Genomic DNA, 12,700 nt, shown 5'->3' with positions numbered 1-12,700 from the left:
AATTGGCTGGACGAAGTCCAGTACAATACCGAACTCAATCCAGCCAATTAATAGCATAATGAAAACTCTAACTTTGGGGGGTCACTACCTTGGTGGGTGTTTTTTTATAAATATAAAATATATATTAATAACTATATACATATTTTGGATAATTGGTATATAATGTAAAAAGTATAATAAAAATTTAAAGGAGAATGCATATGAATTTTAAAGGTTTTGAAATTGAAGTAAACTACAATGGAAATTATGACTTTTTTACTTGTGATAATAAAGCACTAATTCTTAATCAAGATGGTGAAATATCTATATCATTTAAAGTAATTGGTGATAGTATTTCAATTACTAGTACGAATTATGATACCGAGGTTATTATTAGTGCAGCAACTAAAAAAGTTGAAATAAATGTTCCTGATCCAATGGAATTTGGATAAGTTTAAAGACCATTAATAAAAATTAGTGGTCTTTTTCATTTGAAAAAATTCATTCTTTATAATTTTCTAATATAGATGTTAATGTCTGAATGTATTTTTCTTTGAGTTGTTTTGTATCTAATATTATTACATTTTCGCCTAAAGTTATTAAATATTTAACTAGGTAATTCAATTCTCTCTCATTGTATTTTCCGATTATATAAGGAGTGTTATCTATATATTCTAATTGCATACCCGGATAATGATTTTTTTTAAAAGATTCAACGCCATCGGAATTTAACTGACATTTAAATGGGATGTCTCTATAATATTCATCATATTGTTTCTTAAATTTATTTAATTCTTCATTTGAGACGAATTCATTTGATTCATCTTTAATAATTAATTTTGTAATTAAATCACAACGGTATATTCCCCAGTCATTAGAGAAAAAATCGTAGCCTTCTAGAAACCATATTCCATTTCGATATAATAGTTCGTATATTTGCATTTTTAATTCTCTACCTTTGAAATCAAAGTATGTTATATAAACAATTTTTTCGTGCATAATTGCGTATAATATATCAGATAAATAATTGAATTCACTTATCGGATAAGGCGTATAATAACGTATGTAATCTAACGTTTTACTGATGTTTTTTTGAGAGTAACTCGGTAATGTTGCAAATAATTTTTCTCTAATTTGTTTATAGTTTTTTTGAAAAGGTGTACTAGTAAGTAAATCTAAAGATTTCAAAGAAAAAAATATAGCTAAAATTTCATCATTATTAAAATATATTGGAGTTATCAAATTTTGATTGATAATTTTATATCCACCATATCTGCCATTTTCTACATAAATACTTAATCCCATCTGTTCTAGTTCTTCAATATCTCTAAGCGCTGTTCTTTTTGAAATATTGAATTCTGCAATGATATCAGCAAGATTAAAAGAATTTTTATTGCTCAAAAAAATTAATTCTTGATTTAAACGTTCTGATTTTTTCATGTTTTCTCCTTTAATGGTGACTTTAATTGACACCTTTTAGTATTAAAATAAATATATCACATCAAAAGGAGAATTTATAATGAATACTTTAATAATTAATGCACATCCTGATTTTGAAAATGAAAATAGTTTTTCTTTCAAATTAAAAGAAATGTTTTTAGATAAATATAAGAAGAATTATTCGGATGAAGACCTAGAAATTATTAATTTATATAATATGGTGATTCCACGAATCGATAAGAAAGAATTGCTTTCAATATGGGAAAAGCAACGTTCAAATACCTTATTATCTGATGAAGAATTAAAGTTATCTAAAATTTCTAATGGTCTATTAAAACAGTTTAAAAATGCAGACCGTATCGTTATTGTATCACCACTGCACAATTTTAATATAACTTCACAAATGAAAGATTATATTGATAATATTTTGATAGCAAGAGAAACCTTCAAGTATACAGAAAACGGTTCGGTAGGTTTGATGACCAATAATAAAAAAGCGTTACTTTTACAAGCTAGTGGATCTATATTTACAAATAATGATCGTTACACTCCACTGGAATTTTCTTACCATTATCTTAAAGGAATGTTCGAAGATATAATGGGATTTGATAATTTATATGTTGTGCGAGCCCAAGGTACGGCTATATTGAATGAAGAAGAAATAATAAAGGGTGCTGAAGACGAGTTGAGTAAGTTTTTTACAAAATTCTATTCTAAATAATTAATGAACACATATTTGAGGATATTTAAAGTAGAACATAAAGAATAACCCACCTTAATTGGTGGGTTATTTGCTATATTTTATATTGAGATAAGGTGTTATAAATTCAAGAAACCATTTATTTATATTTATAAACCTTAATTTAATACCTATATTTTTAAAAAATGATGTTGATTTTGTAAAAGATTTTATCAAAGTTATTCTCAGATTATGATTATGAATAAGAAGGATTAATAAAACATTACACCGAATATAATCGCTATCAGTACAATAGACCAGGAAGGTAATTTAAAATACACAAGGAATACGAATAATGAGCTAGCTAGAACAAAATCTAATTCTGATTTAATAGTTGAAGTCCAAATAGGATTATAAAATGCAGCGATTAGAATACCGACTACACCAGCACTTATACCTTTTAAAAAACCTTCAGCATAAATATTAGATTTAATATTATCCCAAAATGGTAACACTCCAAATAATAATAGAAATGCTGGCAGGAATATGGCCACAGTGGCTAAAACTCCTCCTCCAATACCTTCTATAAACATGCCAATATATGAAGCGAACGTAAATAATGGCCCGGGTACAGCTTGAGCAGCAGCGTAACCCGTTATGAAGTTATCAGGCGATATTAAACCTTTTGGTACAAACTCATTTTCTAATAAAGGTAATACGACATGACCGCCTCCAAACACTAAAGAACCAGATCTATAAAAACTATCGAACATTCTAAGCCATAAATTATTCGTCATAGAACTAACTATAGGTAATACAATTAATAGTAAAAAAAATAATGAGATTGAAATAAAGCCTAGCATTTTAGGTAATTTAAATGACTTCACTCTTAAATTGTTTTTATTTGTAGAGCATTCTTTTAAAAAGATAAGACCATATATACCAGTAATAGATAATGCAATTACTTGTATAAAAAGATTATCGATTGTTAGAGATAATATAAGAACAAATAATGCCAATGTAATGGTACTTTTAGTATTTGTTAATTTTTTACCCATACCTATTACGGCTTGGGCAACAATAGCAACTGCAACTAGTTTTAATCCTTGCATCCAAGTAAAAATAGAATCACTATTAATAAATAATGATGAAAAAACCATAAGTATAATCACAGAAGGAATTGTAAACCCAATAAAAGAAATAACTCCTCCCAGAATTCCTCCTCTGATAGTTCCGATACCAATACCAACTTGGCTACTAGCAGGCCCAGGTAAAAACTGGCATAGGGCTACTAAATCTGAGTATTCCTTTTCATCAAGCCATTTTCTTTTCTTAACATACTCATCATAGAAATAACCTAAATGGGCAGTTGGTCCTCCAAATGATAGTAATCCAAGTTTTAATGCAACTAAAAATATATTTAAATATCTATGCATAAAATTCTCCTTATGTTTATTAATTAGAATTATGTGACTTATAATTTATAAAAAAGATACTTTGTGTTAATTTTACTAAATCTCCACAATACAAGCCATACTCAATGTTACATTTAATAGTATTTGATAACATTGAATAGTTTATATCCTACGTGCTACTTTCATGTATGGACTTATTAACAAGCTATCATTGCCAATTGTTCCATTTTATTATACCTGCGTTGTCATATTGACTACTCAGGTCAAGGAACTAAAGTACCAAATCAGTACCACAGATTGTAAGGTGTCGTCATGATACAGATACCTATATAAAAGGACAATACAATTCAGTTTAAAAGATGTTGGGGGAGCACATCTCTACATCATTACAATAGTATATAATTATACACATTCCCATTTTAGGAATACGTATATACAGAGATATGATGTCACTACTAATGACTTTATTAATAAGGTAGTCGTTAAACATGGCATTAGACAAAAAAACATGTTGCTCATTGCACTTCTAACGCCTCGAAACATCTATATGTGGGTAGTTATATGCTAACTTGCCTAGAAATCGTTTTGAGTAATAGGGTATTTACTCAAAAAAATAAGTATGTGGTTTGGTTGTCCAAAAAAGACCGTGTACTATTACTTAAAATTGAGTAACAGGTAATGTACAAAAAATTCCGTAACTACAACCGTAGTTATAAATACACTTGTATTGATTCAAAAAAATCTCACAGTCCAAATCTGGACAGTGAAATTAGTTAGATTTGTGTAATAAGGATGGACTACTATCATTTATAAATTTAAGGAATTATATATAGAGAGAATAATAATATTACATAAACTAGGAGTGATACATAATGGGTTGGCAACGTTGTCCAAGGTGCAATTCTGGAGCGGTTATCGAACAGTCAAGTAGTTGTTTGGGATGTTTATTAGGTATTAGCGTTGCGTTTGCTGTACTGTTTATATTTGTAGGGATAGCATCTAGCGTTTATAATAGTGATCCGCTAAGTGCAATAATTATAATAATATTTGTTCTTCCGATACCAATATTCATTTTCTTTTTAAATGTAAAGTTTGGTTATTCATTATACTGTAAGTCGTGTGAACTGCATTTTAAACCTAAAAAATAATGGTTATAATTTGGTCAAAATGAAATAAAAAGTGAAGCCCAAAAAATTAAGAAAATATATTTTAATCCCCATGTAGTCCCCAATAATTATATAAATCCTGTTATATCAATGGTTATAAATAGTAATAAACTCACTCCCAGGACGTAAATTACCAATATCCCGTTGTATCTCGTTTCTTGTAACGTAGATATGACGGGATTTTTTTGTATGTGTAAATGGCTTGTTAAATAGCGTAACTGCGCTAACACTGCACCAAGATGTATAAATTACTTAGGATATTTTTAAGTTCCTTAGTAAAAGTAAAGAAGGATGCATGTGTTAAATATGTGTCAAAAGTATAACTATGTACAACATGGATCATCAAGTATTTATGTTGTAGATTATTTCTGTAATTTTCTATTTGATATCTTTCTCTAAAATGATCGCTAAGTCATTTTTATTTGGATAACAATTTTTTATTTGAAAGTCATTTTTGATATTTAAAATGAGCATGCTTTTCCATTTATTAAATGTTTTAGTTTGAATTTTGTCGTACCCTTTACTTTTTAATATGCGTATTTGTTTATCCATAAGCATTTGCGCAATTCCATGATTTCGATTATTTTTTTCAACGCCACCTAACCAACTGTAAAAAGTAGAACGATCCACTTCATATCCAATTTTATATCCAACAATTGTTTTTTCTTTATAGGCGACTAAAATTATAATTTTATTTTTACTTAAGAATTTGTCGTTTAAATTTACATTTGTATCAAAAATTTCATTGTGTATTTTAGATAGTTCTTTATTTTCTAACTCAGGTAATGAATTATAAAACTCTTTTATATGTATCATTGTTATCACCTATATTTTTGAAATGAATTATAGTCTGTATCCTTTTTTGTTTTGTAAATACCAATTTATAGCAAGCTTTTCAGTCATTTTTACAAATTCATTTTTCCCATTTACATACTGTTCTTTGTCTCCGCAATACTTATTAATGAGCATCATTTTTAAATCTTCATATTCCTTAGCTACTTCTGGAAACTCAATTAAGAAATCTCTAAAAGCGAGATGGCGATTAATGTTTTTATCATCTTTACAATCATAAACATGAACATGGTAAAGTTTTTTATTTGTTTCTTTATCAAGTTTAGTAAAGTATCTTCTATTAACTATTCCATATTCGCCATGCACATCATAATCAAACTTTTCAAAATCATGATTATATTTATCCACATTGTCTATATTATTAACGATAGGCATAATATCTATAATTGGCTTTGCAGATATATGTGGAATCGATGTACTACCTATATGATGGATTGAATGTAATTCATCACCAAATATTCTTTTTATATTGTTTGATTCTTTTGCAAAAAGATTTACCCAATAAGGATTATGTTTTTCGATATTAACCTTCATTTGTATATCAGTCCTTTTGAATATGTTATAAATTAATAATATGCCTCCTCGTTCTAGATAGTAGATTAAGTTTAACTTATTTGAGTAATTTAAAACAAATTATGTTCTTATTATTTTTAAGAAACCACTAAAAAACAATTGATATTAATTGATATATTTGGTATATTCTGTAAATGGAATGGAGGGTTGCTTATGACATATATAAATTTTTGGAAGCAAACATTCGATTACAAAAATAAATCAAGTTTTCGTGATCTGTTAGTATGCATGTTTGTAAATATTATCATTTTAGTGCTTATTATGGCGCTTGGTGTGATTGTGCCAATTACATGGGAAAATAGTATTGTTGATCTATATTATATTGTTCTTGTCTTAATGATTTTTCCTATGATTGCACTGATTGTTAGAGTAATTAAAAATTATAAATAAATAGTATGAATTGTGAACGAAATGATGAATCTCATCATTTCGTTCTTTTTGTTTATATGAACAAAATAGAAAGTAAAATCAAACAATATAGAACAAAAACGCTAGACTATAATAAAATAAAAGTCTACAATTAATGTAAGTTTTCAAATTTTAAAAAGGGGTGTTTAATTTGAATTTTAGTAATAAAACATTTGTATGGAGGAAAAAACTGTTTGTCGTTTCAATTGTTTCTGTTATGTTGTTAAGTTTATTAACGATGACGAATCATCATGTTGAAGCAAAAGACAAAGGGGATGTATTAAAGAGCAATAAGATGAAGGTTAAGGTTGATAAGTCGTTTCCAAGGGCTATTGAATATACTTTGAAAAATGGTAAAAAGATGGATGGCCAAGTTAAAGAAATTAAAACGATTAAAGTGAATGGTAAATCGGTTCAACCGAAAGTTAAGTATAAAAAAATTAATGCACATGCAGCTCAATATCAATTAATTGCTTCTAATAAGGATAAAAAAATAGATGCTGAATTTACTATTGAGATGAAGGTTAAAGATAACCAATTGCATTTTGATATGAAGGATTATAAAAATAAGTTAGATGGTAAAAGTGATGATACTGTTATAAAAGATTTTGAAATACCTAATCATTCATTAGTTTCTGTGAATTCTAAACAGAAAAATGCTAACTTACAAACAACACGTATGTCTACAAATACGATGAAAAGTGGCGACAAAAACTTTAAAGTCAATAAAGATATTGAAGATGATTTTAATTATCCAATGATATATGGTTTTGTTTCAAACGATAAGACGAGTGCAGGTGTTTGGAGTAATTCACAACATTCTGAAGGAACTGGAGAGCTTGATTATACGAGAATAAATGCGACTTCTAAACAAGTAGATAAAGATAAATATGTCGGTTTATCTAGTTCTAAATGGACATTGCAGCCGGGTCAAAGTTATGAAAATGCTAAAGAACAACATTTAATGCCAAAAACAAAAGTTGTTATTACGGATGATGAAAATGGTGATGGAAAAACAGACTGGCAAGATGGTGCTATTGCATATAGAGCTATCATGAATCATCCGACAGGTTCAGAATCTGTACCAGATTTAGTTGCACACCGTATCGCAATGAATTTCGGTTCACAAGCACAAAATCCATTCTTAAAATCGCTTGATGGTGTTAAAAAAGTTAATTTAAATACAGATGGATTAGGTCAGTCAATTATATTAAAAGGATACGGTAGTGAGGGCCACGATTCTGGTCATCTTGATTATGATAATATTGGTCAACGTATCGGTGGCGCTGAAGATATGAAGAAATTACTTAAGAACGGTAAGAAATATGGTGCAAAGTTTGGTGTACATATTAATGCAAGTGAAACATATCCAGAGTCTAAAGCATTTAATCTTGACCGTTTAAGAAAAAATGAAGACGGTACGTATAATTATGGTTGGAATTGGTTAGATCAAGGTATTAACATTGATGCAAAATATGATATGTTGCATGGTAGAAAAGATCGATTAAAGGCTTTTAAAGATAAAGTAGGTAAAGATTTAGACTTTATTTATGTAGATGTATGGGGCAATGGTCAATCAGGTGATAACCAAGCTTGGATGTCTCATCAATTAGCAAAAGAAATTCAAGATTTAGGTTGGAGAGTGGCTGTTGAATGGGGTCATGGTATGGAATATGATTCAACATTCCAACATTGGGCTGCAGATTTAACTTATGGTGGCTATGAAAACAAAGGGATTAATTCAAAAGTTGCAAGATTTATTCGAAACCACGAGAAAGACTCTTGGGTAGGTAATTATCAAACTTATTCAGGTGCAGCTGATTATCCATTACTCGGTGGATATGATATGAAAGACTTTGAAGGTTGGCAAGGTAGAAACAACTTTGATGAATACATTAATAATATTTTTAAAACAAATTTATCTACGAAATACCTACAGCACTTTGAAGTTACGAAGTGGGTAGATGGCAAGCCAGTCAAAATGACAGCAAATGACCAAACTGTTGAATGGACACCTGAAATGGAAATCCAATTAAAAAATGGTAAAGACAAAGTAGTTATTAAGCGTAAATCTAATGATTATGAAAATGACAAAGAAAACTATAGATCCAGAACGATCACATTAAATGGTCAAAAGATATTAGATGGCAATAAATATTTAATTCCATGGAACTGGGATGAAAATGGTAAGCAACTAAGCAGTAAGAAACAAAAGCTTTATCATTATAATGAAGATGGTGGAGAATCAACTTGGGAATTACCAAAAGGTTGGAACAGTAAGCATTTAAAATTATACCAATTAACTGAGCATGGTCGCCAATATGTTGAAAATGTTCGTGTTAAAGATGGTAAAGTTACATTAAGCAATGTTAAAGCGAGTACACCATATGTATTGTATAAATCAAAACAACATAAAGAGAAAGTGAAATACGGAGAAAATATGCACATTAAAGATCCAGGATTTAATGCAGAAAATCTTAAAGATTGGAAAATTAATGGATCTAAAAAAGATGTTTCTATTACGAAATCAAACAGTAGCGACAATATGTTAACGATTAACAATCCGAAGAAAAATGTTGAATTGAAACAAAAATTAACAGATTTGAAACCAGGTAAACAATATGCTGTATATGTAGGTGTGGATAATCGAAGTGATCATAAAGCACGTATTAGTGTAGATGCAGATGGTACAACACATCCAAATTATACTACTAAATCCATCGCTAAAAATTATGTTAAAGCTAACGCTCATAATACAACTAAAGAATCAGCAACTAAAGGTAACGATAGTTACTTCCAAAATATGTATGTGCACTTTAAAGCACCTAAAAATGGTAAAGCAATTTTAACAATTTCTAGAGATAAAGGCGAAGGTCTCACTTATTTTGATGACATTCGAATTTTCGAAAATGATCAACAATTATATTCACAAGATAAAGTGTTTAAACAAAATTTCGAAAAAGTACCTCAAGGCATATTCCCATTTGTTGTGTCTGATATTGAAGGCGTAGAAGATAATAGAACACACTTATCTGAAAAACATGCCCCATATACACAACGCGAATGGAATAATAAACGTATAAGTGATGTTATCGACGGTACATGGTCATTAAAAATTAATGGTCAAGTAGAAAAGAATAAACTTGCTTATCAAACGATACCGCAAAACTTTAGATTTGAATCAAATAAGACATATGAAGTTTCGTTTGATTATGAAGCAGGATCTGATGACACATATGCTTTTGCTACAGGTAGCGACAGTATTGGTAATCAAAAATACAAAGAAACACCATTGAAAGGTACTGTAGAAAGTAAGAAACATCGTCAATTTAAAACAAAAATTAAAGGTCATAAAAATGGTCAAACATGGATTGGCATAGCATCAACAGATAAAAAGGCAGACAATAAAGGTGTTAAAAATGAAGGTCAAGTGAACTTTGAAGGGACTAAAGATTTCGTTTTAGATAATTTAGTCATTAAAGAAGTAAAAGAGGATTAAGTTAAAAACGGGTCTGGGACAGAAATGTTCTAGACTCTTTTTCATATTTTTAGAAATAGGATAGGAGAATATTGCAAGTGGGACGTGACAAGCAATGTTGAGGACCTTGTATTTATCAAGACTGACCAAACAAGATAAATAGCCGCTTCGTATTTATCAAGACTGACCAAACAAGATAAATAGCCGCTTCGTATTTATCAAGACTGACCAAACAAGATAAATAGGAGCTTCGAATTTATCAAGACTGACCAAACAAGATAAATAGGAGCTTCGAATTTATCAAGACTGGCAAAACAAGATAAATAGGCGCTCTGTATGTTGCAAGACACACCAAACAAGCAATATAGAACTCCCGTATATTGCAAGACGCCACAAACAAGCAACATAGCATCTCACGTTCACCTTGATTTTTCCATATAAAAAAGACTGGTACATTTTTTGTGCCAGTCTTTTACAGCTATTACATTTCAATTGGTTCTCGTTCTATTGTATAGTTCCATTGATGTATATCAGGAAGCTTACCTTGCTGAATAGATGTATAAGTTGTAAATAAATGTTGTGTAATAGGTCCGATTTTATTGTTATGAATTGTTAAAATATTGTCTTTATATTTGATTTCACAAACAGGAGTGATGTCATTCAATGTACTCGTACTAAATACTTCTGTTAATAATCCATCTTTATATGATTGAAGAACTTCTTCAATGCTAATTTGTCTTTCTTCTATTTGATAGCCTAATTCTTTTGCTAAATCAATAACTGATTGTCGAGTTACACCTGGTACTGTAATACCATCTAAAGCTGGCGTAATCAGTGTATGATTGATAACAAAGAAAATGTTCATATTATTTAATTCTTCTATATAAGATCTCTCTGTTCCATCTAGCCATAGTACATGATCGTATCCAAATTGAGCTGCTTTAGATTTTGCAGCGTAAGAAGCGGCGTAGTTACCACCAAATTGTGTAAAACCGGCACCACCTGTAACAGATTTAACATATTCATCTTCTACGTGTGCTTTTATAAGTTCTGATGTTTGGCAATTCATTGTTGTAGTTAATGGAGATAGAAAAGTAATGAGTTCATATGTATCAGATTTACTAACGCCTAATTTATTCTCTGATGCAAACATGACTGTTCTAATGTTAACAGGGTGTTGTTCATGTAAATCGAATAGTTGACGTTCTTGATTAATAAGCTGTTGGATACCGAAAAGTAATGCGCTTTTATTTATAGCTGGCATTTCGATTCGGTTCAATGATTGATTGAACTTTTCAAAGTGTTCGAAAGGTTTAAAGATATGAATATTGTCATTGATTTGATAGGCAATCATATCTTCAAAAACAGTTTGACCATAATGAAGACATTGTGCACTTGGAGAAATAGTGATAGGTGCATAATCTTTAATGATAGGAGAAGACCATCCTTTTGATGCTTGATACGACATTGTTAACATTTTGCTACCAAAAGTGGATCCACATTCGTCCTTTGTTTGACTACTTGATGATTGATATTCCATATAAATTGCCTCCTATATTTAAGTAAGTAATGTGAAATAGTATATCAGCTATATTGACCTAATTCAATATTTATTTTGAAAATTCTGAAAATAATTTTATGTGTATATTGTCGGTTATGATGATATACTTTGATTGTGAAAATAATAGGCTAGGAGGTGACGATGATGTTTGTTACGTTAGCATTTTTAATTTTATTTATAATTAGTTATATAGTGGATTTTAGACAATATAAAAATGTCTTCTTATTAGGACTGTTCATTATCAGTTTAATGAGTACGATATTGATTGAAATCATTGTGCCAGCATTGGATTTAAATCTAAATATTAATTATATAATCATAGCTAATATTATTTACTGTTTAATTGTTATTGTGGTAATGCTCTTAGCCTTATTAAATACTAGAAAACGAATAGCAAATGAAGGAAAAATTGTAACAAACATGATTGTCATTGGTTACGGTTCTTTCATCTTAATTAATTTTTTAATCATTATTTTTAAACCAGATCTATTAGTAGAATTATGGAACGGATTAATATTAATTGCCATTTCAACTTTGTTTTACTATTTAAATTTAATATTTATATTGCATAACTTATATGCTTGGATTGTAAGTGGTATTTCAAAAAGAAAGAAACAAGATTTTATTATCGTATTAGGTGCAGGGATTATAGGCGAAAGAGTAACACCACTTTTGAAAGCGAGATTAGATAAAGCGATTAAATTAAAACGAAAAAGTTTAGATACTAAAATGATTGTAAGTGGTGGTCAAGGTTCGGATGAAGCAATCAGTGAAGCTGAAGCGATGAGACGATATTTAGTGGAACAAGGTATACGTAATGAAGAAATTATAATGGAAGACAAATCTACTAACACAGAAGAAAATTTAGTGTTCTCTATGAAGAAAATTGACACTTATAAAAAACATGCAATTGCAACAATTGTTTCTAATCATTTTCATATTTTAAGAGCAGCATTTTTATCCAAGAAAGTTAAAATGAACGCAAGCGTTACAGGTGGATCATCGAAATCTTATTTCTATCCAAATGCATACATTAGAGAATATTTAGCAATCATTTATATGTTTAAAAAGACGCATGCACTAATCATAATTATATTATTATTGGCAGTTACTTCCTACACATTGTGGGGAATATAAAGTACTAAAAGT

10 protein-coding genes are annotated in these 12,700 nt (G+C 29.4%); 5 read left to right on the top strand and 5 right to left on the bottom strand.

Annotated elements, in window-relative coordinates; translation table 11 throughout:
* The first annotated feature begins 200 nt into the window (after positions 1 to 200).
* Entirely contained in the window at positions 201 to 431 is a 231-nt protein-coding gene (locus tag LQ694_RS13850; protein ID WP_096791301.1) for a hypothetical protein, read from the top strand.
* Positions 432 to 480: 49 nt separating this feature from the next.
* On the opposite strand, the gene LQ694_RS13845 is transcribed toward LQ694_RS13850, so the two are convergent.
* On the bottom strand, positions 481 to 1,419 hold the full coding sequence (locus tag LQ694_RS13845) for a helix-turn-helix transcriptional regulator (RefSeq protein WP_218696710.1): 939 nt from the start codon (positions 1,417 to 1,419) through the stop codon (positions 481 to 483).
* Between the two features lie 79 nt (positions 1,420 to 1,498).
* Here LQ694_RS13845 and LQ694_RS13840 point away from each other — a divergent pair, with 79 nt between their 5' ends.
* Positions 1,499 to 2,140 carry an FMN-dependent NADH-azoreductase gene (locus LQ694_RS13840; RefSeq protein WP_218696708.1) on the top strand — a complete coding sequence of 214 codons (642 nt, stop codon included), beginning with the start codon at positions 1,499 to 1,501 and terminating at the stop codon, positions 2,138 to 2,140.
* A 230-nt stretch (positions 2,141 to 2,370) separates the two neighbouring features.
* On the opposite strand, the gene chrA is transcribed toward LQ694_RS13840, so the two are convergent.
* The 3 genes from chrA to LQ694_RS13825 form a co-directional block, all read right to left on the bottom strand.
* Entirely contained in the window at positions 2,371 to 3,534 is a 1,164-nt protein-coding gene (chrA, locus tag LQ694_RS13835) for a chromate efflux transporter (protein WP_218696707.1), read from the bottom strand.
* Between the two features lie 1,523 nt (positions 3,535 to 5,057).
* Positions 5,058 to 5,495, bottom strand: coding sequence for a GNAT family N-acetyltransferase (locus LQ694_RS13830; protein ID WP_218696706.1), 438 nt, complete (start codon positions 5,493 to 5,495; stop codon positions 5,058 to 5,060).
* 27 nt (positions 5,496 to 5,522) lie between these two features.
* On the bottom strand, positions 5,523 to 6,065 hold the full coding sequence (locus LQ694_RS13825) for a GrpB family protein (protein ID WP_218696705.1): 543 nt from the start codon (positions 6,063 to 6,065) through the stop codon (positions 5,523 to 5,525).
* A gap of 192 nt (positions 6,066 to 6,257) precedes the next feature.
* Between LQ694_RS13825 and LQ694_RS13820 the strand changes: the two genes are divergently transcribed.
* Positions 6,258 to 6,494, top strand: coding sequence for a hypothetical protein (locus LQ694_RS13820; RefSeq protein WP_058612403.1), 237 nt, complete (start codon positions 6,258 to 6,260; stop codon positions 6,492 to 6,494).
* A 169-nt stretch (positions 6,495 to 6,663) separates the two neighbouring features.
* Positions 6,664 to 10,011 carry an endo-alpha-N-acetylgalactosaminidase family protein gene (locus LQ694_RS13815; protein ID WP_231493030.1) on the top strand — a complete coding sequence of 1,116 codons (3,348 nt, stop codon included), beginning with the start codon at positions 6,664 to 6,666 and terminating at the stop codon, positions 10,009 to 10,011.
* A gap of 460 nt (positions 10,012 to 10,471) precedes the next feature.
* Here LQ694_RS13815 and LQ694_RS13810 read toward each other — a convergent pair whose 3' ends face one another.
* Entirely contained in the window at positions 10,472 to 11,530 is a 1,059-nt protein-coding gene (locus LQ694_RS13810; RefSeq protein ID WP_096791309.1) for an aminotransferase class IV, read from the bottom strand.
* 162 nt (positions 11,531 to 11,692) lie between these two features.
* Here LQ694_RS13810 and LQ694_RS13805 point away from each other — a divergent pair, with 162 nt between their 5' ends.
* Complete coding sequence (locus LQ694_RS13805; protein WP_239772143.1) at positions 11,693 to 12,688, top strand: YdcF family protein; 996 nt, start codon at positions 11,693 to 11,695, stop codon at positions 12,686 to 12,688.
* The last annotated feature ends 12 nt before the right edge of the window (positions 12,689 to 12,700 follow it).

The sequence above is a fragment of the Mammaliicoccus sp. P-M58 genome, from assembly GCF_022386165.1.
Taxonomy (GTDB): Bacteria; Bacillota; Bacilli; order Staphylococcales; family Staphylococcaceae; genus Mammaliicoccus; species Mammaliicoccus sciuri.
This window is presented reverse-complemented; position numbering and strand designations above follow the sequence as displayed.